The 21,219-nt window shown below is 33.4% G+C and carries 27 protein-coding genes and 1 pseudogene; 18 read left to right on the top strand and 10 right to left on the bottom strand.

Features of this window, described 5'->3' with window-relative positions:
• Nucleotides 1–96: 96 nt before the first annotated feature.
• Genes DRF58_RS15575 through DRF58_RS15570 form a run of 3 tightly spaced genes read right to left on the bottom strand, consistent with a single transcriptional unit; the run spans nt 97 to nt 1,621 of the window.
• Nucleotides 97–1,167 carry a MauE/DoxX family redox-associated membrane protein gene (locus DRF58_RS15575; protein WP_123902430.1) on the bottom strand — a complete coding sequence of 357 codons (1,071 nt, stop codon included), beginning with the start codon at nt 1,165–1,167 and terminating at the stop codon, nt 97–99.
• Nucleotides 1,168–1,178: 11 nt separating this feature from the next.
• Entirely contained in the window at nt 1,179–1,343 is a 165-nt protein-coding gene (locus tag DRF58_RS18405) for a hypothetical protein (protein WP_155859112.1), read from the bottom strand.
• 38 nt (nt 1,344–1,381) lie between these two features.
• Nucleotides 1,382–1,621, bottom strand: a complete 240-nt coding sequence (locus tag DRF58_RS15570) for a hypothetical protein (protein WP_040995566.1) — start codon at nt 1,619–1,621, stop codon at nt 1,382–1,384.
• A gap of 257 nt (nt 1,622–1,878) precedes the next feature.
• Between DRF58_RS15570 and DRF58_RS15565 the strand changes: the two genes are divergently transcribed.
• From DRF58_RS15565 to DRF58_RS15525, 9 genes are all read left to right on the top strand, one after another.
• On the top strand, nt 1,879–3,588 hold the full coding sequence (locus DRF58_RS15565) for a helix-turn-helix domain-containing protein (protein WP_123902429.1): 1,710 nt from the start codon (nt 1,879–1,881) through the stop codon (nt 3,586–3,588).
• Between the two features lie 51 nt (nt 3,589–3,639).
• Entirely contained in the window at nt 3,640–4,485 is an 846-nt protein-coding gene (locus DRF58_RS15560) for an RteC domain-containing protein (RefSeq protein WP_068941686.1), read from the top strand.
• 602 nt (nt 4,486–5,087) lie between these two features.
• On the top strand, nt 5,088–5,351 hold the full coding sequence (locus DRF58_RS15555) for a helix-turn-helix domain-containing protein (protein WP_066439470.1): 264 nt from the start codon (nt 5,088–5,090) through the stop codon (nt 5,349–5,351).
• 16 nt (nt 5,352–5,367) lie between these two features.
• Nucleotides 5,368–5,910 carry a hypothetical protein gene (locus DRF58_RS15550; protein ID WP_116036751.1) on the top strand — a complete coding sequence of 181 codons (543 nt, stop codon included), beginning with the start codon at nt 5,368–5,370 and terminating at the stop codon, nt 5,908–5,910.
• Between the two features lie 6 nt (nt 5,911–5,916).
• A complete protein-coding gene (locus DRF58_RS15545; RefSeq protein ID WP_116036749.1) occupies nt 5,917–6,168 on the top strand; it encodes a DUF3853 family protein in 252 nt (83 codons plus the stop codon).
• A 2-nt stretch (nt 6,169–6,170) separates the two neighbouring features.
• Nucleotides 6,171–6,923, top strand: coding sequence for a hypothetical protein (locus DRF58_RS15540; RefSeq protein ID WP_116036748.1), 753 nt, complete (start codon nt 6,171–6,173; stop codon nt 6,921–6,923).
• 48 nt (nt 6,924–6,971) lie between these two features.
• Nucleotides 6,972–7,178, top strand: a complete 207-nt coding sequence (locus tag DRF58_RS15535; RefSeq protein ID WP_116036746.1) for a hypothetical protein — start codon at nt 6,972–6,974, stop codon at nt 7,176–7,178.
• Nucleotides 7,179–7,260: 82 nt separating this feature from the next.
• Nucleotides 7,261–8,391 carry a hypothetical protein gene (locus DRF58_RS15530; protein WP_116036744.1) on the top strand — a complete coding sequence of 377 codons (1,131 nt, stop codon included), beginning with the start codon at nt 7,261–7,263 and terminating at the stop codon, nt 8,389–8,391.
• Between the two features lie 428 nt (nt 8,392–8,819).
• Nucleotides 8,820–9,677, top strand: coding sequence for a toprim domain-containing protein (locus DRF58_RS15525; protein WP_116036755.1), 858 nt, complete (start codon nt 8,820–8,822; stop codon nt 9,675–9,677).
• Between the two features lies 1 nt (nt 9,678).
• Here the strand turns inward: DRF58_RS15525 and DRF58_RS15520 are convergent, their stop codons facing one another.
• Nucleotides 9,679–11,781 carry a DEAD/DEAH box helicase gene (locus DRF58_RS15520; RefSeq protein ID WP_116036743.1) on the bottom strand — a complete coding sequence of 701 codons (2,103 nt, stop codon included), beginning with the start codon at nt 11,779–11,781 and terminating at the stop codon, nt 9,679–9,681.
• Between the two features lie 2 nt (nt 11,782–11,783).
• A complete protein-coding gene (locus tag DRF58_RS15515; RefSeq protein WP_034975984.1) occupies nt 11,784–12,704 on the bottom strand; it encodes a HamA C-terminal domain-containing protein in 921 nt (306 codons plus the stop codon).
• A 783-nt stretch (nt 12,705–13,487) separates the two neighbouring features.
• Between DRF58_RS15515 and DRF58_RS15510 the strand changes: the two genes are divergently transcribed.
• From DRF58_RS15510 to DRF58_RS15470, 9 genes are all read left to right on the top strand, one after another.
• Nucleotides 13,488–13,883, top strand: coding sequence for a single-stranded DNA-binding protein (locus DRF58_RS15510; protein ID WP_034975981.1), 396 nt, complete (start codon nt 13,488–13,490; stop codon nt 13,881–13,883).
• A 38-nt stretch (nt 13,884–13,921) separates the two neighbouring features.
• Nucleotides 13,922–14,110, top strand: a complete 189-nt coding sequence (locus DRF58_RS15505; protein WP_245955517.1) for an addiction module toxin RelE — start codon at nt 13,922–13,924, stop codon at nt 14,108–14,110.
• A 13-nt stretch (nt 14,111–14,123) separates the two neighbouring features.
• On the top strand, nt 14,124–14,612 hold the full coding sequence (locus tag DRF58_RS15500) for a DUF1281 family ferredoxin-like fold protein (protein ID WP_034975972.1): 489 nt from the start codon (nt 14,124–14,126) through the stop codon (nt 14,610–14,612).
• Nucleotides 14,613–15,050 carry a hypothetical protein gene (locus tag DRF58_RS15495; protein WP_116036740.1) on the top strand — a complete coding sequence of 146 codons (438 nt, stop codon included), beginning with the start codon at nt 14,613–14,615 and terminating at the stop codon, nt 15,048–15,050.
• Between the two features lie 51 nt (nt 15,051–15,101).
• Complete coding sequence (locus tag DRF58_RS15490; RefSeq protein WP_116036738.1) at nt 15,102–15,644, top strand: PRTRC system protein E; 543 nt, start codon at nt 15,102–15,104, stop codon at nt 15,642–15,644.
• A 17-nt stretch (nt 15,645–15,661) separates the two neighbouring features.
• Complete coding sequence (locus tag DRF58_RS15485; protein WP_116036737.1) at nt 15,662–15,880, top strand: PRTRC system protein C; 219 nt, start codon at nt 15,662–15,664, stop codon at nt 15,878–15,880.
• Nucleotides 15,881–15,986: 106 nt separating this feature from the next.
• Nucleotides 15,987–17,162: a hypothetical protein gene (locus DRF58_RS15480; RefSeq protein ID WP_245955516.1), complete on the top strand. Its 1,176-nt coding sequence runs from the start codon at nt 15,987–15,989 to the stop codon at nt 17,160–17,162.
• Nucleotides 17,163–17,203: 41 nt separating this feature from the next.
• The gene (locus tag DRF58_RS15475) at nt 17,204–17,950 is read left to right on the top strand and encodes a PRTRC system protein B (RefSeq protein WP_042279175.1); all 747 of its coding nucleotides are present in this window, start codon (nt 17,204–17,206) and stop codon (nt 17,948–17,950) included.
• A gap of 2 nt (nt 17,951–17,952) precedes the next feature.
• Nucleotides 17,953–18,759 carry a PRTRC system ThiF family protein gene (locus tag DRF58_RS15470; protein WP_034976223.1) on the top strand — a complete coding sequence of 269 codons (807 nt, stop codon included), beginning with the start codon at nt 17,953–17,955 and terminating at the stop codon, nt 18,757–18,759.
• 382 nt (nt 18,760–19,141) lie between these two features.
• On the opposite strand, the gene DRF58_RS18830 is transcribed toward DRF58_RS15470, so the two are convergent.
• The 5 genes and pseudogenes from DRF58_RS18830 to DRF58_RS15445 form a co-directional block, all read right to left on the bottom strand.
• A complete protein-coding gene (locus tag DRF58_RS18830; protein ID WP_072410579.1) occupies nt 19,142–19,351 on the bottom strand; it encodes a GDCCVxC domain-containing (seleno)protein in 210 nt (69 codons plus the stop codon).
• Entirely contained in the window at nt 19,351–19,953 is a 603-nt protein-coding gene (merTP, locus tag DRF58_RS15460; protein WP_027381138.1) for a mercuric transport protein MerTP, read from the bottom strand. The genes DRF58_RS18830 and merTP overlap by 1 nt, the downstream gene beginning before the upstream one ends.
• Complete coding sequence (locus DRF58_RS15455; RefSeq protein WP_027381139.1) at nt 19,950–20,324, bottom strand: ArsR/SmtB family transcription factor; 375 nt, start codon at nt 20,322–20,324, stop codon at nt 19,950–19,952. The genes merTP and DRF58_RS15455 overlap by 4 nt, the downstream gene beginning before the upstream one ends.
• A 59-nt stretch (nt 20,325–20,383) precedes the next feature.
• On the bottom strand, nt 20,384–20,797 hold the full coding sequence (locus DRF58_RS15450; RefSeq protein ID WP_206605233.1) for a VOC family protein: 414 nt from the start codon (nt 20,795–20,797) through the stop codon (nt 20,384–20,386).
• Between the two features lie 106 nt (nt 20,798–20,903).
• Nucleotides 20,904–21,219: pseudogene (locus tag DRF58_RS15445) on the bottom strand (copper oxidase); the annotation flags it as partial.

The following is a 21,219-nucleotide window of genomic DNA, read 5'->3' as shown; positions in this document are numbered from 1 at the left end:
TAATAATTCGTTAAATATTTGAATTTCAGAAACTTAAATATACGAATTATTACTTTTCATTGCAAATTTTATTTCATTTCTTATCCCGAACTCAGGTTAGTGTACATAAACAGCAATCTGAGTGAGCGGGTCAAAATGTAGTTGTCCATCAGTATCAAAGATTCCGTCATTGGTTTTTCCAAGAATTCCCGATTTCAGATTCAGAGGATTTTTCTGCAAAGGATTCAACAATCCTAAAGTCTGCTTTTCTGAATCTTTGAAATAAGTGCTGATTGCAAAGGCATCTTTACTGATATTCACCAATTGGCTAAAGTACGCCTGTCCTAAGCTCAAGGTCTTTGCTTGATGATTTCCCAAGATTCCCTGATAGATTACAGGAACACTTCCGTCATACAGATAATAATTCTGGGCATTCACTTTCAGCTGTACTCTTTTAAAATCAAAGTTGTAACGATCCGGTAATACCCTGTTTTCTTTCGTTGCTTTAAAATTCAAATCAGTTGATGTCAGTAGAAATGGAGCGGTATAGTTCCCCAGATATACTGAATCTTTTGAAATGCCCGCAAAGTAATAGGAGTTGATCTGAAGATTGGACCGTTTTTCTTCTGTTATCGGATGCTGTAAAAACCTTCGTGTAAAATTATTTTCCTTTTTGATCATAAATTCTGATTGTCTGTACATCAGAATAATTGCTGAACAACTTACTATTGATAAGACGAGCAGCAGACTCACAGATTTAAAAATCTCCTGTCGTTTAGAATCTGAATATAAAATAACTGCAAAAGCAGCTATGATAACAGTGGCAATATTAAAGATCAGATGGGTTTTCCAATCCATTTTTTCTAAGATTCCACCACAAGAGCAAGGAATAAACTCGCTATAGTTCAGTATCATGTAGATATATACAGTGAATGAAACCATCAGAACAAAAGAACTGTATAATCCGATTTTTCTGGATCTCTCAAAGATCAATAAAATACATATTGCAAGTTCAATGACTAGAACTCCGTAAGACATGACATTTGAAAATGCACTCAATAGGGGAGATTGTGCAATCTGAATCTGAAAATTTTCAAAATCCATCATTTTACTGATACTTGCATAGCAGAAGAGCAATATGAAAAAATAGCTGACAAATTCTATAAATCTTGTTCTGAAGGTTTTCATAGTTTTCTTTTTTATCCTTTTCTGACTAAAATCCATTTGACATTTTTTCCACAGTAGGCGGGCATTACTTCGCCTTTTGAAACGTAAACTGCAGTGCTTATTCTTCCTTCAATCTCCCATTTTCCACTTTCGGTACACTTCTTTCCGGTACTTAAGATCACTTTCTGATTTTCCATTTTTTGAAACTGTTTCAGTTTAGCAGAAGTCGTATTTATCAGATCGTATCTTTCACTATCCTCCAGTGCTGCTTATCTTTTTTTGGTTCATCATCATCACCGGTCTCAAAATTATTAGAGCCATTTGTTTCTGAAGATCCATCTGCATTCTTTGAAGATTCTTTATTGTTTGGAATTTCAATACTTTGTTGTTTCTGTTCTGTCATGTCAGAAACAGATTCGGTTCTTTCACAAGACTGCATAGCTGTTAGACTTAAAAGTGAGATATACTTTTTCATTTTTTTAATAATGGTTTTAAAATTTATCCCGGCCGGTTGTTGATATTGATTAGAATTCTGATGTCGAAATTAGGAGGGTTAGGGAATTAAAAAAAACTATTGTTGCATCAATTGATACATTAAATGTCACTATTGATCAATTCTACCAACAAAATTTATTTGTATATCATTGATAATCAGTTTATTGTTTTGATTGTAAAGTTTGAAAAAGCGTTTAATTGTGTCTTTTTTATTAAATTTGAATATATCTTATCATAATGTATTATTGTAATAGAATTTTACCACTATTGTTCACTTTGTTTGTGTTTATGACACAAGGTAAAGAGATACAACAACAATCTTACAAGGAGATTTCCCGATTGATCAATTCCTACTCAGAGAATGACGAAAGAGCAATGGTTTTTGTCAAAATGTACATTGACAAAGCAAAAAATGACCATAACCTTAAAAAACTAATCCGAGGTTACGAAGAAGCCATCTATTACAGCAAAGAAACCAGCAGAAAATTATCATACGCTGACAGTGCCATTGTCACCGCTGTAAAATCAAACGACCAGGATCAGATCGCAAGAGCCTACGCAGGAAAAGGAATTATTTATTACTATAATCTAAGACAATATAAAAAAGCTTTAGAAGAATATTTAATAGCATTCAAATATTCAAAAAATTCAAAAGATGGTTACCTTAAAAATAAGATCATCTATCATTTGGGAATGATCAAAAGCTATTTGGGATACTATAAATATGCAGCCTTACATTTTGAAGAGACAGCTGATTTTTTTGAAAAAAATGCCAAACAGAGTTTAGATCGGAACATCAGGTTCAATAATGAATCAGGTTATTTTAACAGTATTTATCGCTTAAGCACTTGTTATAGAAATCTGAAATTATATCATAAGGAAGACTCCCTCATTAATATTGGGCTGGAAAGGCTTCATAACAACAGCGAGCTGATGATTGAGTTTGGGTACTTCCAGAAAGGAAGGGGAGTGCAGTTACTTAGAAAGGGAAAAGCAGATGAAGCATTGAAGCACTTTAAAGTGTCTCAAGATATTCTGAGCAACAATCAGGATTACGCTTCCTTGACGAGCGTCTATTTTTATATAGGGAAACTATATAGATCAAAGGGAAACAGAGCTGAATCGTTAAACTATTTTAATAAAGTTGATTCGCTGGTTAATAAATTTTGGTTTATTACCCCTGAGATCAGATCAAGTTACCTGTATCTGATCGATGATGCTAAAAAAAATGGGAATTCTGAACGGAAGATATATTACGCGGATCAGTTGTTAAAGGCCGACTCCATTATTAATGCTGACTTTGTGATGCTCACGGACAAAATTTATAGCGAGTATGATACGGACAATTTAATAGAAGAGAAGAAGCAGATGATCAGAGGTCATCAAGTTATTTTATATTCTTTCATTGGTGCGGGACTGGTAATCTTGTTTTTTTTAATTTGGAGGTTCAGGAAAAGAGAAAAGGAATTGAATGCCAGGTATCAGGAAGTGCTGGAAAAATTAAATACCTCAAAAGAAACCATTACTTTCGACGTCATAGCACCCGCTTCATCTGATGAAAACAGTTTAGACTTATACAGTTCAGAAATTATCGAGGACATCAAAACAAATCTAAAGATTTTTGAAGACGAAAAACAATTTCTTCAGCAGAATTTAACACTTGACATTGTTGCCAAAATGATAGGAAGCAACCGCACCCATTTATCGTATGTACTTAATGTACACTTTGATGTAACATTTCCAACATACCTTAAAGCTTTAAGAATCAGATATATCACCAATTTACTTGTAGAGGAAACTATATATCTTAGTTATAAAATTGAAACACTCGCCAAAATATGCGGGATGGCGAACAGGCAGATCTTCTCAGCACACTTTCTCGAGATCAACAGTATCAGGCCTAGAGATTTTATCAGAATGAGACAGGAAGAATTAAAGAAGACCTGACTTTTTTATTTTTTAGCCCGATTTTTACGTTAACAAAAAATTGAAAAACGTATGAACGGACAAAATTTTAAAAAAAAAGTAGATCAACTTTGGAAAGATCTTACAACAGCAGTAGATCAGATCAACAGAAGTGAGAATGATGTTGTGATTCGGGCAGAAGAAATTCTGATGGAAACAGACGCTGCTGTAAGACAATTGAAAGACCTATTGCGCCAATATCAATTTCCGGACTGGAGTAACGAAATATATTTCTTTAAAAATACCAAACCGCAGTTCGTAGCAGTATATATCTACTATTCCAAAGTGTTAGCCATAGAAGCCTCAAAACCCTATGCTGATTCGCAGGCGTTAAGATCGTATTATGAAAACGAGAGATCCAATCTTTTATATTTCTATAATGAGCAAAGAGAATTTATCAGTTATTATCGTCGTAAATCGACATACTTAGACAAAAAATATTTCGTTCGGTTCAAATTTGATTTTAAGTTAAAGCTCAGTCCGGAACTGTACAGTTATGATGAGGAATTTTCCACCTCCCACGACCATATTGTGTCTCAAATATTGGCAAATGATCTTTTAGAGCAATATTTAACAAATAAAATTGATTCAAAAGACGGTAAAGACAACTCTATTGACCATATTAAGAATCTGGAATGGACGGCTCCGAAAGTTGCCCTTATTGAGCTGTTGTATGCACTTCATCAAACGAAGTGTTTTAATGGAGGTCATTCAGATCTGGCGGAAATTTTCCGTTGGGCAGAAAATTCACTAAATATTAATCTGGGTAATTATCACAAGACTTTAGGCGAAATACGGTTAAGAAAAATAGACAGAACTAAATTTTTGTCATTGCTTCAGCATAATTTTAATCAGTATTTGGATGATTTAGACCTATAGGAGAACAATTAGTTTCTACACAAAATTCTCCAATTTTAAATAGGACCATATACTATTTTCACTAATTAAGACTGTATTGGTTTTTATGTGGCTAAACATTAATATGTATTAATGTAGAGTCTTTCATTATTCATAATTCAACTTAATTTATGAAAATAGAGTATTTCATAGGAATTGTAATTGTAAATCTTTCGGTAGTATCGATAAGCTACCGAAAGATCTCCTGTGTGATTTATTCATAGAGCAACTTTATATACACCATTATCAGCGAGATTTCTACTTAGACGATCGGTAAAAGTATTTCAAGCTAATTTGAATTCGATCAAGATAACTCTTAGAAATGTCGGGAAACTATAGTCATAATGGGAAGAAATAAAAAATTTATATAAATATTGAAAGATAATCCAATAAAAGTGTTGCTTATCTCAATGCATTGGAGGTTTTTTTTCCAATTTCAAAAAAAATCAGTTTAATCACCAGTAACCATTGATCTAAAACTCTGTACTCAAAGGATGTACAAGAGAATCTTTCGGTAGTACCGAGAAACTACCGAAAGATATTAAGCGTGATTTTGAAATTTTGTCGAACAAAATAATTGACAAATGGCAATATCTATTATCACCAAAGAAGACCTTCAGCAATTCAAAATTGAACTATTGGAAGGCATTGAAATATTACTCAAGGGTAAGACGACAGAGCAAAAATTATGGCTTCGGAGTTCTGAGGTCAAGAAGCTTCTTAACATATCTTCAGGAACCTTACAAAATCTGAGGATCAACGGAACATTATCGTACAGCAAGATAGGGGGCTCCCTGTATTACAATTATAAAGACATCCAAAAATTACTCTCGGATGTTAAACATTAATTTTTAATACGGAATTATGAAGAATAATAGAAATATCATCGTTTTTTTTGAGCGTGTTATTGAAGATGATCGATTGTATCCCTCTCATATCAGTATGTATGTTTCACTTTTCCAGTTCTGGAGTTTGAACCGGTTTCAGAATCCTTTTCGGATTAGCCGTGAAGATGTGATGAATTTAAGTAAGATCAGGTCAATCGCTACCTACCATAAGTGTATAAGAGAACTTTATCGTGCTGGATTTATACGGTATTCGCCAAGTTACAACTCGTACAAAGGAAGCTTGATTGAGATCATTGATTTTGACAGTGAAAAAGTAGGCGAAAAAAAAATATCTCAAAATCAAAATTTCTTACTACAAGATGAGATTCGGTTTTTAGTTCCGATGTTCAATGAAGTTGAGTTATATTTTACTGAGCGGGATCTCCCATCTGCTGAAGCAGATTGCTTTTTCTCTTTTTATCGATCTAAAAACTGGAAATTGAGTAATGAGAAACCAATGAAATGCTGGCGGGCTGCTGCGAGGAATTGGATCTCTGAATTGAAAAAATCTATAAATTAAGAACAGATGAAGAATATCGATCCCAGAACTCCGATATGGCGACTAACTGTTGAAGAATTTTTGGAGGTTTCCAAAAAAATTAATTCGGAAAAAAAATATGAATTTGGATTGAAAGGTCTGGCAAAAATGTTGGGATGTTCTATTTCGAAAGCCTCGGAAATAAAATCTTCAGGACTGTTAGATGATGCCATCATTCAAAACGGAAACATTATCATCATTGATAAAGAAAAGGCATTAACGCTTTTTGCACAAAAATAAATATGCATTACCTTGAATTAATGCGGCGGTTTTGGGATTTTAACCAAAGAACATCAATTGGAACAACGGGAATTTCAATGTACTTATACCTACTGAAAATTGGTTCTGACAATCACTCTTGTGATTTTCAAATTTCTGATGTTGTAATAAGTATAGAATTAGGAGTCACTCGAAAAACGGTAAAATCCACTAAAGAAAAACTCCGGAAATTAGGATTAATTCAATACCAAACAACGAGCGGACTGGCGTGTAAATACAGGTTAATAGGAGATTATCCTTCACAAATTTCTAGCCCTGAAATGGTAAGTAAAGAAGAAATTGGAAAGGAGGAATCTATTCAAAAAACAGTAGAATCCGGAGTTTCATTACTTACAGATCGTCCCGTTCAAAATTTTTCTGAAAACACCAGTGATCAGGAAATTGAAAGCGATTTATCGCAAACAATACAATCCTCAAAACCACAACCAACCACTCAAAAAGGGAACGATGAAAATATTCCGTCTTTCGAAGAATTTATAACGTATGCGGAAACATTAAAAATTTACGTGCCTGAGTTAGATTCTGAAATACAATCGAAATATGAGAATTGGAAAAACAATGACTGGAAAAATAGTTCTGATAGACCTATTACCAATTGGAAATCTTCATTGAAAAGTACATTACCTTTTATGAAAGGTCAAATGGAAAGTCATCAACTTTCACTTCAATCCATTCCGGATATAAAACGTCCAAAATCCCAAAACGGCAACCTTTGAAAGGCCGACAAATGTCTACGATAAAAATCCATTAAAAAAAATTGAATTATGACACTATCAGATTTAAAACCCGGTCAAAAAGTAACCATCAACGGAATGCTTGCTGAGTACAAAGGAATTCAAAAAGTGAAGATCCCCAATTTCGGTAAAGCCGAGAAAAGGGTCTTTCAAGGTGAAGGAATTAATATTTACAAATATTACAGTATTGCGGACGGTACTAAAACGCTCGAAAGCGAGAAAATCAAGTTGATATAAAATTACAAATCGATTTTAATCAATTTAGAATGTAATGAAGGAAAATAAAGATTGAAATTTTAAACCAAATTGAAGAATTATTATGGCTGTACCGGAAAAGGATTTACGGTTGATCCGCAAGAAATTTGAAAATAGTAATGAAGTAAATCCTGAGAGAATTCGCTTGGGAAACCGTTTCGTGGACGATTTCATTTTCGAAGGTCACGAAGCTGCAGATATCCCCATCAATGCGCTTCGGGTAATATTTAATATTGTTTCTACTATCAGCAATGAGCAATTTCGTCCGGAAGACCGACCTAAACAACTCTCCTTGTTTGATGAAGAATTTGAAACCGAGAACAATATTTTCGCTTCCTTAAAAATCAGGAACAGCAAAATTTCACCAAGCGGTTCTACTAAGCAAGTGGTAGATGCTTACGAATTTCTTACGAAGTTCAAAATGAGCTGGTACAAATCCACTAATTCCAAAGGCAAGGAAATCAAAACTTTTGGTGGACTAATTTCTATACCTAGTTATGACCAGAGAGGTTACACAACATTTTTAATCAGTAGTTATTGGCTTAAAAAACTAATGGTTATTCCGGAATACAATTACGTTTTGTACAATTTGGTGTATAATATCAGGAATAATAAGCATATTATTTTCGCTATCTGGCTTGCGAAACTGCCTGAAAACGGAGCTGTTTTAAAACTCTCCACACTGAACAAGAAATTTGGATTGAAGTATATAACTTCCAAGGATTTTTGTTTCAAATTTTTGAAACCTGCAAGAACCAGTTTGAATACATTCAATACGCTTTCCTTCAATTACAAGTACAGAGGAGATTCAATCTTTATTATTCCTTATTTAACTAAAAGCATTTTGGACAACAATTTATCTCGAAACACAAGAGAACAACTGGAATCAAGCAAAGCGTATCTTGACCATAGGGGAAAAATTGCCCAAAGATTAAGTTACATCAAAAAAAGATATGGTCTGCACGAAAATGAAATGCTCCAGTTTTCCCATCAATACAGAAACGTTCCACAAACCAGAGTATTGATAGAAAAAGCATTCAAAGAATTTATCCGAGCAGCTCGATCGCAAGAAATTAAATCTACGGAATTTCAAGGAAACTTTTTTCTGAATGAAATTCAGGAACACATTATACAAATTTATCGACGTTCAAAAATGGGAGAATTATTACCAAATGGTTACCCGATAATCATTTGAATTCGGAATTGCGCTCACCCGGAATTCGGAATTGCGGTCACTGAGGTTAAGAAAGTGTTAAAGTGCCAAAATTTTTGAATGATATTTCGGAATTGCGGTCACTCCGAAATTCAAAACCCACTAGAAATATGGATAAGCATAAAAAAATGTGGATAACTACGAGTCTTGTATTAAAAATGAATGAAAATAGAATGTTGAATTCGGAATTGCACTCACCCGAAAACTGTTGTTTTTTCGGAATTGCGGTCACTCTACTTTCGGAATTGCGCTCACTGGAATTCGGAATTGCGCTCACCGAAAAAGCGGCTCAAAACCTTTACTATAAGACGATACAATGCCTCATTAAAAGTATATTAAAAGTAATTAAAAAGTTTTTTTTTATTAAAAAGGAAAATGTGGATAAAAAATTTGCTTTAAAAAAGAAAAAAATGAATTGCGAAGAAGCAAAAGAAAAAATAAATATCAGAACAGTTTTGGAATCGTTCAATCTTTTTCCAGTGAAAGAAAATCGAAAAACGGCATTTTACTTTGCGCTCGACAGAGAGGAAAAAATCCCGAGTTTTTCGGTTGATTTCGTTAAAAATAAAGCATTTGATTTCGGAACCGGGAAAAGTTATGATGTGATTTCAATCGTTCAGCAAATGAATCGATGTTCTGTTTCTGAAGCTTTGAAGTATCTTGAAAAATTTGACTTCTCAGTTCAAAATAATACTCAGATTGAAGAAGCTGTCCAAATCAAAAATTATCAAATCATAAAAGTAAATGAAATTCAGCACCCCGCTTTAATTCAATATTTAAAATCCCGAAAAGTGTGTGAACAAAAAGATTTGGTAAAAGAAATTGAGTATATGTTGAATGGTAAGAAATATTTCGGAATTGGCTTTTTTAATAATTCAGGAGGAGTTGAAATCCGAAGTAAATATTCAAAGATATGTTTGGGCAAAAAAGATTTCACTTTGAAAAAAAATAATTTGAATACTTCCAATGACATTGTAGTTTTTGAAGGTTTTTTTGATTATCTGACTTTTATAAATTTGGAAAGTGCAGAAAGTTCAATTTCAGATTGTTTGATTCTCAATTCTACAGCAATGCTTTTTAAAGTTGAAGAATCGTTGAAAGAATATGATAGAATTTCACTTTTCTTGGACAATGACCCAAATGGAAATGCAACTAAAGAAACTATTCAAAAAAAGTATAAAAATGTAGAAGATTGTTCTTTGGTGTACAAGGATTTTATAGATTTGAATGAATGGTTTTGTATGAATACTACGGAAAATAAATTTTAATTTAGGCGTTCATTATTTTTATTCCGTCAAAGAAATAATTCAAAATATATTTATCAAATTCGTCCAAATTACTTGTTGTTTCAATAGTCATTTTTTTTCCTATTTCGTTAAATTTTTCAACTACTTTATGTATGGTTAAATCACTATCATAGAAGTCAATAACTTTAGATTCGTGAATTTTTTTTGAAATTATTCTAGGCAAACCATATTCTTCAAGTTGGAATACAACTTTAGGTAGAAATGCGTTTGAACACCACTTTATGAATTTAGAAATATCATATTGCTTATTTTTTAAAATTCGTTTTTGTAACGTATTTAAATCATTTAAAAGTGCTGAAAATTTATATGTGACATTTCTTTCTAGTAGAAAAAAAGTATCAATCCCAACATCATAATCTTCAAGTTCTTTTAGCAGTTCGGGAATAGATTTAGTCCAATTGTAAGCCATTATTTTTATAAATTCGACAAAGGTTTTATAGCTACAATCCCAGTTTCCTGGTTGTAACTTTATCACTTTATAAAGAAGTCTATCCCAATTTTCAGGCTTAAATTCATTCAAGTAATATAAGCCATTCCATTCGTCAGGATTTTTAGTCAAATCAATTGCTATGGCCTTTATCAAATCAGAGTTACTCGATTGAAAAATGGATTCTGATTTTAGTTCTTCATAAACTTTAGCTCCAACAAGCTCAGCCATTTCATCATTATAGAATTTTAATTTTGCAACTTGCTCTTTAGTTAATAATCCATCATATTTTGATTCTTCTAAATCTCCTAGTATTTCATCTGGAAAGGGAATGCTTAATTGAGTTAAGCCTTCTTCTGGTGGTTGTTCTAAAATGTAAATCTTACCTATAAAGTGCTTAAACATTCTGCCACCTCTTCCAATAATATTTTTATAAGTGAAATCGTCCAATTTTGCACTTCCTTTTCTATTTCTCCAAATTATCACGTTTTCAGCAGATGTATTAACGCCTTCTATGATTGAAGATGTTGAAATTAAATTTCGTATTCCCTCTCCTTCTTCAAATAGTTTTACTTGGATTTGACTTAAAGAACGATGTAGTCGGCCATTGTGAACGCCAATTTCGCGACTAACTAATTTTGTTAAGCTCCAATTGAAATCATAATTCTTAGAAAGCCAATTTGCAAACATTTCAAGAAGTTCATTTTTAACTGGCTCATATGTCGCAAGAAATAAAATAGTTAGGCTATCAATATTGGAATATGTACCAGCATAAATCAGAGATTTTCCTTTATTTTTAGATAGGATTTCTAAGAGTACTTCGCTTTTTTCATCATTATTCTTGATTTGATTGTATAGTTCGTGTTTCTCTAAAAAAACGGTATTAAAATCAAGCCTTATAAATTCCATATCGTCTGTAAATGGATTGTTTTCTAATGACGTGATATTTGGAGCTAAATAATACTTTTGATTTGATTTTGCTCCAAGTTTAATCATCGCTCTAATTAAACTTGGCGACCTTTCTTTATCAAATTTACTACTGGCTTTATAGAATTCATCAACTATCATAATGTCAAATGACTCCACGATGTTAATGTAATTCATAGCTCTTTCCTGTGGAAATATGAATATGTTTTTATCTGACAATTCAACATCAGAGGTTGTTATGATTTTATACTCGTGAGCGAATTTTTTATATAATCGTCTTCTAGTTTCGTCTGTTAGTGCTAATGTTGGAACTATTATTAAAACATTATTTGGTTTTTTAATTTTAATATACGCATCAATTACAAAGCTTTTACCGAAACTTGTTGGTGCACTTACAGCAATATTTTTTCCTTCCAAAAGCTTTTTAAGTAAAAAAGATTGTTCTCTATGTAGAGTTAAGGGATTTTCTTCGCCGACATCAACTTTAAAGGCATTATAGATAAATCTTTCTTCCCAATTAGAGGTTTCTAACTCCAAGTATGGAAAAAGACCTGTTTCTCTTATTAAATGATTAACTAATGGATTGTAAGCTAATTGATTAGTGTTGTGAAAATCTAACAATTTAATGAGCTCCTGTCTTGCTTCATTTTCTTGGTTATCGATTAAAAGTCCATTAATTATATGGCATCTGTCAAAAACTTGTTCTTGCATAACTAATCTCTATAAGCTTTAGCGATTTGAATAAATTTATCTACGACTTTTTCCTTGTCTGCAATTGGAAATAAAATTATGTGAAAATTAATTTTTTCATATAAATGTACGTCAGCACATTTCTGAATTTGTTTCTTAAAATATTGAGTTGCTCTGTCTTTGTGATAATCAATAATACCTTGTTTATATTCTGCGGTCAAACTTGTTCCAAGTTTTGTTTGTTCACATTCATACAACAATAATATTGGAATGTTTAATATTGGCTTTATGTTGTCAATTGATTCCTCTTGTGAAAGACTAGCTTTTATTTTAATTCTCAAATCTTCAGAGATTTCATCAAAATCATTGATATCACTTAAATTCGTTATTATGCTATTCTCTTTTTTGATTTTATCTAGACTTATAGAGTCTTTTACAGAAGCAACAATTGTATCTAACCTCGCATTTTCTATACTGTTATAAAATTTTGATTCCCCAAACCATAATGAAAAAGAATCTTCTGACTCCACAACAATATGAACGCTATCTGAACCTTTAGCTTCATCTTTTAGATTTTGCTTGTAAAAAATTTTAGGGACAATTGGCAATGCAGAATAGTGATTTTTCATTATTCCGTAAAGTACAATTTCTGCAATCTCACTACCTCTTCCAATTGCATCAACAGACTCAATTAAACGTAATTTTTTTGCAGATTCTGTTAAAATTGAACCTTCTCCATCATCCAAAAGTGCTTTCCTTTCACTATGACTTAATGCAGTTTCCTTTATGTTGTTCCATATGAATTTTTGAAATTTATCATATCTCCATTCTCCATTTTCAAAATCGTTAATTATTCCAAGAACTGATTTGTTGTTGGTGATTTTTAAAGTGTCGTCTAATTTGACGTCATCAAAAATTTCATTTAGTAGAATTTCAAATTTCATTCACAGTGTAATTTTATTATGATTTATAGCTCATAGAATATATCAAAGGCAAAAAACTAGTCAAGTTAAAAATCAACATTGATTTTTAATACGATGGTAAGTATTTGAATATTCATAAATCCAGCTATCTATTTGTGATTTTGACAAATATAATCAAAGTAAGTGAGAGAAAATTAAGAAAATCCGTAAAGTAATAATAAACTCCGTAAAATTTATCAAAAAAGTATTTTTATTCAAGAATTATTAACCCAAAATTAAATGAATATTGCAATTCAAATCATTAGACAAACTAATTATCGAATGTTTTATTTTGATTTTACCGGCGTCAAAACCGTCTAGTTAATCACTTCTAACTGATGTTTGGCTTTTTACTATTGCAAATGTAGGACAGCATCATTCACCTAAAAAAATATTTTTGGGTTTCTATAAAAATTCTTTCCACGAGTTCCAATAATTTTTTCAGACACTCCTGAATCCTTCGGACAAAAATATTTCGAGCCACAATCCTCCAAAGCTTTGGAGGATTGTGGTTTTATATGCCTGTTACTTTCCTATGATCATCGGCAAAGAAAAAGACGGAACCTCAGTTATACGAATCAATTAAATCGAAGACGGTCATTGACATCAACGGAAAAAAAACAAAACAACAACAAAGAATACTGTTTTCCAATTGGATATAAGCAGAAAAAAGAAAAAAAACGAGTGTCCTCGAAACCAAATCAATTTAATCGAAAATTTTACAATTAACAACAAATCAATTATTAACAATCAAAAATTAACATTATGAACATCGTTGGCAGAATTACAAGAAACGCAGAAATCAACCATTTAAAAGACGACAAGCAGGTCGTTAATTTTTCAGTAGCCATCAATGACAGCTACAAGACTAAGCAAGGCGAACGAAGAGAGCAGACCACCTATTACAACTGTTCTTATTGGCTAAGTCCAAATGTTGCTAAGATTTTAACCAAAGGAACTTTAGTTGAATTGACAGGCAGGGCGAGTTCGAGTGGGTGGATTGGAAAAGATGGAGAAATAAAGTCGGGACTGAATTTTCATACTTCAAACATCAAAGTACACGGAGGTGGGAAAAAGTCTGACACAGATGAACAACCAGCTTCACAACCACAGAAATCCAATGTTTTTGCAGAAGATACAGATGATGATTTACCATTCTAAAAGCATTCACAAATATGGAAGCACAATATAACTTTCAAATGAAGTCGAAAAGTGATAAGAATGATTGGGAAAAGGTGGAGGTCTTTTCCCAATTCTATTGCGAGAGAACGACAGCAATACGGTATGCAAAAAGTCTTTCAAGAAAATTCAAATCAGAAATCCGTCTTACAGAGGGAAAAGACCCTTTGAAAACGAGTGGAACATACATTTACGAAAACAACAATTAATACAACAAATATTATGGCAAATTGGTGCAACAATAAAGTAACATTCAATGGAGATAAGGACAGTTTAAACAAAGTTTTGGCTTTGTTTAAAGAAATGATTGAAAAGGAAAGTAAAGGAAATATCGGGCAGTTACCCGATTTTATTGAGAGCAAAAACGGTTACTTCTTTGAAATTTATTGTGATGAGACTGATGAATGTTCTTTCCATTATGAGACAAGATGGAGTCCAAATATTGAATCGTTATGGATGGTTGCAACTCACTACAATGTCGGATTTGTATTGGATTACGAAGAATCTGGCTGTATGGTTTACGGCAAGACCATTTACGAAAACGAAATCTTACAGGATTATTTTCTCAATCAATGTGACTTTCAAGACTGTATCTACAATGTAGATACGGATTGTTACGAATTTGAGGGTACAAGCTATGATTACCAAGATGAGATTATGAGAATCCTATTAGACAGGAAAATAAATAATAACAAACAAAAAATTGCATAAATGAAAAGATCACTTCAACAAACAGAATATTTACTGATAAAAACAATGACCAACAGCGGATGGGATAATGGCGATTTTGCCATTATCCACATTACGGGAGAATGGAAAGAAACCCAAAAGAAAAGGCTCGAAGCTGTAAAGCCTTTGGAAAATGACTATGATTTAAAATGGCTGAATTATGCTGATACCAATGTTGAATTTTTTAGATTTTCGGAGGAAACACATCCCGAAATAGAAGAATGGCTTTCGGAAAAAGACAGCGTTTTCATTGAATTGGAAACTAACGAATTAAAAAAACTCCTGCAACCTGAGAATAATCTGAACTGTTATCAAATGCAGGTATTCAAGAATGGAAATGCCATCTATAATGCTTTTGGGAAACATACAGGGGAAGAATTTTGGACGAAAGAATTTTCATTATGGGAATTGACAAAATAATTCGAGGTCTAAATCTAAAATTTATAATTCAAAATCTAAAATCAAAGTATTATGCAAACCAATTTTTTCAGACAGATAGCCAAACTCAATCTTACGGGAGATTTACAAATCACACTCCGACAAGGCACAGAAAACAGTTTCGTTCTTTCCGTACTGCTCAATAATGAGCAATGCGGAGACGATGCAAGGAAAACGATTCCGCCCCTTAATTTGCGTGGGACAGCAGAAGATTTGGACAATGGATTTTTTGAGCATATTTCCACTCCATTACAAACCGCATCGGGTTTAATGGTAGATATGGAAAGTTTTATGAAACAGGTCGAAGAAGCCAAGAAGAAATCGGCAATGGAAAAAGAGAAATCTGATAAAGAGAAAAAAGAAAAGGAAGCCAAAGATAAAAAGTACGGCGAAGCCTTACAGAAAGCTGAAGAACTCGAAAAAGAGGGCAAATATAAAGAAGCGTGGTCTGCACTTCCGAAAGGTTCGGAATTTCCCGAATATGCTGAGAAAATCCGCAAAAAGCAGGATGAATACGAAAGACATTTTGCCCCAAGTCTTTTCTCTGAAAATCAACCTCAATCAACCGAAATTTAACCTAAAAATCAAAGATTATGTTACTTGCAACCTTATTAGATAGAGTTTTTATATTCAAAGATAACGGACAGGAAATCCGCTTGACCGACCCAGAACCCAAATGGAGTGTAGAATCAGTAATGAACTTTTACGCCAACACATATCCGATTCTTACCACTTCAAAAATTTCAGCACCGAAAATCAAGGATGATGCGGTTGAATATCAATTTGAGAGTGTGATTGGAACAAAAGGATAACAGGTAACGGCCTTTAGCTTAGCGAAATATGAAATGTTAAAAGCCATTCGCCAAAAGTTTTTGCTAAAAGATTATTAACTATCAACCAACAACCATTAACAAAAAAATGAATGCAGCGAAAAACAATATCGGGAACAATTCAACCACCCGAAGAAAAAAAACAAAGGCAACTGCACCGACAGTTGAAAGAATACGCAGAGTGGATGAAGCAGATGAAAGACAGCTCGGAAATACAGAAAGACCAACGGAAATCCGTTCCAATCTCTCAACTTCCGATGCTTTTCTGAGAACCTGCTTTATGCCGAAATTAGAGGAGAATGACATAACCATAAAACAGACCAAACGTAAGTCTGCTAAAATAGAAAGGGATTTTTATAAGTCCCTTTCTCAATTAGCAAAGCATTATGATATAACTACGATGCCGACACAGCATTTTAATTATCCTTATAATATCAGCCTTGCTTTGAGAGATATTGAAGCGCAGTTGAAAACCAAGAGTGAAAATTGGCAGAGTATCCGACTGATAGAAAAGGCTAGTAAGACCTACTTCGCAATAGAAGAGAGATGCAACACAGGGGCAACCTTGTTTTATGTTCCTGTCGTACCGCTTTATCAATTTCTCCACAATAAGGTACACAGAAAAGCAGCCTGTTTACTGTTATCAGTATGCGCTTATCTGTATAGAAATGCAGATATTCCATATTATAGGCAGGAGGATTCTTATCTCTATTATAATTACGAAATGCTTAACGATTGGCTTCAACAGGACGAAGAAATAGAGGATAGTCACAACCGCAAAAAAGACCTTCAACGTGCAGAAATCATCGGAGATATGATGGGACAAAAGATTGCCGACTGCAGAAATCTTATCTTTTTTGAGCAACGGCTGAAACGTTTTAGACCGAAAAACAGGTTTGATAAAGAATGCCTTCAATTGGCAGAAAAAGCCTTTAAACTTTATTGTGATTACCCTAATGAAAGCATTTTCAGAAATGCCCACTATAACAATGCGGTCAAATCCGAAGATATGGACGAAGATGACTATTACAACGAGGAAACTGTTATCGCAATGGATAAATATATTTCCTTTTTTGCCGAGAGTGACGGATTAATTTATGATAATCTAACGAGTATGGTCAATAACGAGTTCAACGAATATGCTGAAACACAGGAACCAATGATTTTTAAAACATTTAACGGAAGTGATATAACCGATAAAAATCTTGATTTTGAAAATCAGCTATTTAAGGTCTTGAACGAATTGTGTCGATTGCTTAACTAATCTGTCAAACATATAAATAAAGCAAATTATAATAACAAGCTATGAGAAATACAATCAATACAACTGAAAATGAAGAAACTGACATAACCAATAATTTTGGAACACTCTACCATCCTAAATCAGCATTGGTCTTTTATGAGACAGAAGATTATAATCCCGATGGTTATGTTGAACATTTTGATATTGACCGCAATGGAAATCCCATCAATTCCCATCCTTTGACCTTAAGGGAAGCACAGCGTTTATCGAAAATGCTGAATATCCAAAATAAGAAAGACAAAGATTTTCTAAGACCAAGTGGAGTTATTTCTGAAACTATACTTTTAATAGATACGTCGGAAAATGGAAAAGTGGTCTGGTACACAAAAGCACAGGAACGACATTTATTATTTACCGAGAAGCTTTCGATTCCAAACGGATTAGCGAATGTGCCACCTTTGGTATGGTGTGCTAATAAGCAGGGAATGAAAATATTCGCATTGGAGACAGACCAACGCCCCAATACAGATACACCACTATTTCACGCTCCGTTCTTTAATGTTTACGAAAGCGGAAGTGTTTGTATGGGAACGGTCGACGTAAACATTAAAAGTTCCGCATCACTCGAAGAGTTTACTAAGAAATGGGAAAACTATTTTTTCAATTCTTATTTCAGCCATTTGGTCAACAGCCATAATCCGATTAAAGGAAACTTGGTAATCCTTTGGAAAAGCCTTATTGATTCAAAAGAGCCGTTTCCGACAGATATTCTAATCAATTCAAATCTAACTTTAAAAAATCTACTCTAATGATACAATCTGAAAAAACAAAAGTCCATTTTACCGATGATAGCCTTTTAAATCCTACCAATCCTGTAATGGTAAACCTCATAGGTGCAGGTGGAACAGGTTCAAAAGTATTGACCGCCTTGATGGAAATGAACCATTCATTGATTGAATTGGGACACGCAGGATTACAGGTGCGGTTGTGGGATGATGATATTGTCACAGAAGCGAATCAAGGCAGACAGCGTTTTGCAGAATGTGAAGTAGGATTACCAAAGGCAGTTGCACTGATAAATCGGGCAAACCGATGGTCTGGAACGAATTTGAAAGCCGAAGTCAGAAAGTTTGAAAGAGATTCTTTAGGAAGAATCCAAGAGAATATGCAGTCCGCAATTTATATGTCGTGTGTTGATAATGTCAAATCACGATTTGAAATTGCTGATATTCTGAATGAATTGAAAGAGGGTAGGAGATTATACAGAAACCAGGCTAAATATTGGATGGATTTTGGCAACAACCGATATTCTGGACAGGTTTTGCTTTCTACAGTTGAGAATATAAAACAACCTGATTCCGAAAAATATCAAACAACGTCGAATCTTCCTTATGTGACGGAAGAATTTGGAGAACTGCTTTTGCAGTCTGAAACGCAAGATGATACACCAAGTTGCAGTTTAGCAGAAGCATTAGAAAAGCAGGATTTGTTTATTAATTCTACATTAGCACAAATGGGATGTTCTCTATTGTGGAACTTGTTTCGCAACGGACTGACTGAAAACAGAGGTTTTTTCCTTAATCTAAAAAATTTCCATTCTCAACTGATAAAAATATAAAAAACCGCCTGACCAAAAGTTGGGCGGCAAAAATGCAATTCCTCCCTGCGGTCGGAAACGTATTTTTGCGGAAAGCGGAACAACCCCATTTCTAAAACAATTCCGGACTTTGGCTTTGGTTTGTTTTAGAAAAAAGGTTGTAAGTATTAACTGACTATAGAAAACTCGTTGTGCATAGTTTCAATTAAGCATTAAAATAGTTAGTTGAAACTATGCACTTTCAGTGCAAGAATTTCAGTTTCTATAAATTTTTTATTCGACACAGATGCACAGATAATAAAATGAATTTTTTAATATTTTATTATCTGTGCATCTGTGGAGTTTTTTAAACGAATTTCATTCGTTGTTCAAATCTATGGACTGAAAGTCCATAGTGGTTTAGTTATTTACAACAAGCATTTCCCTCTTGAATAGGTGGGCACTTTACTGTACCGTAACTACAAAACACGCAACAATCTCCCTTTATAGGTTTTAGAGTTGTTTTGCAACTCTCACACTGATAGAAAAATTGACAAGCATCAGTTGGCATTTCTTCGGATTTCTTATGTCCGCAGGTTGGACAAGTTATTTCGGATATTAAAATGATGTCCATTATGAAATAATTTTGCTTTTTAGTGATTTGTAACCAGTCGAGTTAATAGCTTTTTCGATTTGCTCGATGCTGGTTTGTTTGTTGTCGAACTTTACAATTGCGTTGCCTTTTTCGTAAGAAACAATAACTTCAACAATGCCTTTTAGTTTGCTAATTTCTGTCTTTACATGATGTTCACATCCTGAACAAGTCATTCCTTTAATAGTAAATTCAACTTTCTGAATTTTAGAAGTCGAGGTAACAATTGCCGTGATTTTTGTCTTCGGAACAAAGATGTGAGCATAACTCGGAAATGATAGAAGTAAAACTGATATTACGGTAATACTTCCTAAAAATGATTTCGTTTGCATAAAATTTTGTTTTTGATTTGTTTCACAATTACAGTCAATTTGTTTTTGAGGTTTCAGTTTTTGATACCAAGCAAAGCCAAGAACTAAAACAGTCATACCAATAAAATAAGGTCGAAAAGGTTCGAGCCACGAAAAGGTAGAAGCAATTCCGCTTGAACCCGCAACTATAGCCAAAATTGGCGTAATACAGCACAAGGACGAAGCAATTGCTGTCAAAAGTCCTGCACCGATTAATTTTTTTTCTGTTTTCATATTGCTTCCAAAATTTTGTTTTCATTAAGGATTTTGAAAAAAGGTTTGAGCATTTTTTCATACTCTTTTGCCAACGAATAGAAAATAGTTTGCGCTTGTCTTTCCGTTTCAATGAGTTTTCTGTCTTTGAGTTTTCGCAAGTGCTGAGAAACTGCCGAAATGGTCATACTGAGAATATCGCTTAGGTCGCAAACACAAAGTTTCTTTTCTTCATAAAGAAGAAAAAGTATTTTCAGTCTTACATTGTTACCCGCTAACTCAAGTCCGCTAGATAAATAATCAACTGTCCCTTTAATTTCACTAATCCGGTCTTTGCAACGCATTATCTGCTTAACGTCTGCCTGCTGCCTTATACAAGAAAGATTATCCATAAGTACAAAGATATGCAAATTGTTTATTTAAGCAAATACTAAAATACAAAAACATCTTTTTATACATTTTCATAAAAGGATAAAAGATTTCCGTATAAGTCTAATGCTGCAAATTCTCTTGTGCCATAATAGGTACTTTCTATCTCTGTTTTTTCATTGTGAAGCACCTCTTTTTCTTTTAGCTCCTTATACAGCTCTTCAACTCCTTTTACTTCAATTCTGCAACTGTGTGTTCCTGCTAAAAAGCTTTCTGCCCCACTACTAATCGGTTTTAGAAATAGAAAAATGCTTTTCCATTTCCAACTATAATTGCAGGAAGCCCACAAATGCAGCTCTATGTTGTCCCGAACCAAAATTGCAAAAGTGTCTTCCTTGTACCGACAATTAAAACCAAATTTGTCTTTGTAAAATTGAACTGCTTTGTCAATTTCCCTGACAGGAAATGCGGGTGTTGTCTTTATCAGTTCTATCATTGTCATGTGCAATTTTAAATTGTAATATTGTGCTAAATAGTCGAGACAGCACAAACGGGTTGAAAAAACGTTTTCGGTTTCCTGGCTTAGCTGTTTATCCTTTGTTTTAATAATTTAAAGATAATCCTATACCCCAGCCCATATCACTATCGTAATGTGTACGAATACCCACATTTTTATTGATAATATATTTTAGCTCTGTCATATACTCTTTATCGGTGTTGACCATAAAACCAGCCCTCAATCTCTTTGTGATGGGAATATCTTCACGCATTAAGGAAAGACGTACAATTCCATCGTGATATACCTCTGCCTGAAAGTTTACTAACATTGGCAAAGTGTACATAAAACCTAAACTAATGGCTCTACGTGTATCTTTTTCATTTTTCTGACCAAATAAATTGGTTTCGTGTTCATCCATA

Origin of the sequence: Epilithonimonas hispanica, from assembly GCF_003385395.1 — a bacterium.
GTDB lineage: Bacteria > Bacteroidota > Bacteroidia > Flavobacteriales > Weeksellaceae > Epilithonimonas > Epilithonimonas hispanica.
The sequence above is the reverse complement of the archived record's forward strand: the minus strand, read 5'-3'. Positions and strand labels throughout refer to the sequence as shown.

Coding starts and splice junctions, on each gene's coding strand:
- DRF58_RS15575 (WP_123902430.1), bottom strand. CDS start 1,167: ATGAAAACCTTCAGAACAAGATTTATAGAATTTGTCAGCTATTTTTTC.
- DRF58_RS18405 (WP_155859112.1), bottom strand. CDS start 1,343: ATGGAAAATCAGAAAGTGATCTTAAGTACCGGAAAGAAGTGTACCGAA.
- DRF58_RS15570 (WP_040995566.1), bottom strand. CDS start 1,621: ATGAAAAAGTATATCTCACTTTTAAGTCTAACAGCTATGCAGTCTTGT.
- DRF58_RS15565 (WP_123902429.1), top strand. CDS start 1,879: ATGTATTATTGTAATAGAATTTTACCACTATTGTTCACTTTGTTTGTG.
- DRF58_RS15560 (WP_068941686.1), top strand. CDS start 3,640: ATGAACGGACAAAATTTTAAAAAAAAAGTAGATCAACTTTGGAAAGAT.
- DRF58_RS15555 (WP_066439470.1), top strand. CDS start 5,088: ATGGCAATATCTATTATCACCAAAGAAGACCTTCAGCAATTCAAAATT.
- DRF58_RS15550 (WP_116036751.1), top strand. CDS start 5,368: ATGAAGAATAATAGAAATATCATCGTTTTTTTTGAGCGTGTTATTGAA.
- DRF58_RS15545 (WP_116036749.1), top strand. CDS start 5,917: ATGAAGAATATCGATCCCAGAACTCCGATATGGCGACTAACTGTTGAA.
- DRF58_RS15540 (WP_116036748.1), top strand. CDS start 6,171: ATGCATTACCTTGAATTAATGCGGCGGTTTTGGGATTTTAACCAAAGA.
- DRF58_RS15535 (WP_116036746.1), top strand. CDS start 6,972: ATGACACTATCAGATTTAAAACCCGGTCAAAAAGTAACCATCAACGGA.
- DRF58_RS15530 (WP_116036744.1), top strand. CDS start 7,261: ATGGCTGTACCGGAAAAGGATTTACGGTTGATCCGCAAGAAATTTGAA.
- DRF58_RS15525 (WP_116036755.1), top strand. CDS start 8,820: ATGAATTGCGAAGAAGCAAAAGAAAAAATAAATATCAGAACAGTTTTG.
- DRF58_RS15520 (WP_116036743.1), bottom strand. CDS start 11,781: ATGCAAGAACAAGTTTTTGACAGATGCCATATAATTAATGGACTTTTA.
- DRF58_RS15515 (WP_034975984.1), bottom strand. CDS start 12,704: ATGAAATTTGAAATTCTACTAAATGAAATTTTTGATGACGTCAAATTA.
- DRF58_RS15510 (WP_034975981.1), top strand. CDS start 13,488: ATGAACATCGTTGGCAGAATTACAAGAAACGCAGAAATCAACCATTTA.
- DRF58_RS15505 (WP_245955517.1), top strand. CDS start 13,922: ATGAAGTCGAAAAGTGATAAGAATGATTGGGAAAAGGTGGAGGTCTTT.
- DRF58_RS15500 (WP_034975972.1), top strand. CDS start 14,124: ATGGCAAATTGGTGCAACAATAAAGTAACATTCAATGGAGATAAGGAC.
- DRF58_RS15495 (WP_116036740.1), top strand. CDS start 14,613: ATGAAAAGATCACTTCAACAAACAGAATATTTACTGATAAAAACAATG.
- DRF58_RS15490 (WP_116036738.1), top strand. CDS start 15,102: ATGCAAACCAATTTTTTCAGACAGATAGCCAAACTCAATCTTACGGGA.
- DRF58_RS15485 (WP_116036737.1), top strand. CDS start 15,662: ATGTTACTTGCAACCTTATTAGATAGAGTTTTTATATTCAAAGATAAC.
- DRF58_RS15480 (WP_245955516.1), top strand. CDS start 15,987: ATGAATGCAGCGAAAAACAATATCGGGAACAATTCAACCACCCGAAGA.
- DRF58_RS15475 (WP_042279175.1), top strand. CDS start 17,204: ATGAGAAATACAATCAATACAACTGAAAATGAAGAAACTGACATAACC.
- DRF58_RS18830 (WP_072410579.1), bottom strand. CDS start 19,351: ATGGACATCATTTTAATATCCGAAATAACTTGTCCAACCTGCGGACAT.
- merTP (WP_027381138.1), bottom strand. CDS start 19,953: ATGAAAACAGAAAAAAAATTAATCGGTGCAGGACTTTTGACAGCAATT.
- DRF58_RS15455 (WP_027381139.1), bottom strand. CDS start 20,324: ATGGATAATCTTTCTTGTATAAGGCAGCAGGCAGACGTTAAGCAGATA.
- DRF58_RS15450 (WP_206605233.1), bottom strand. CDS start 20,797: ATGATAGAACTGATAAAGACAACACCCGCATTTCCTGTCAGGGAAATT.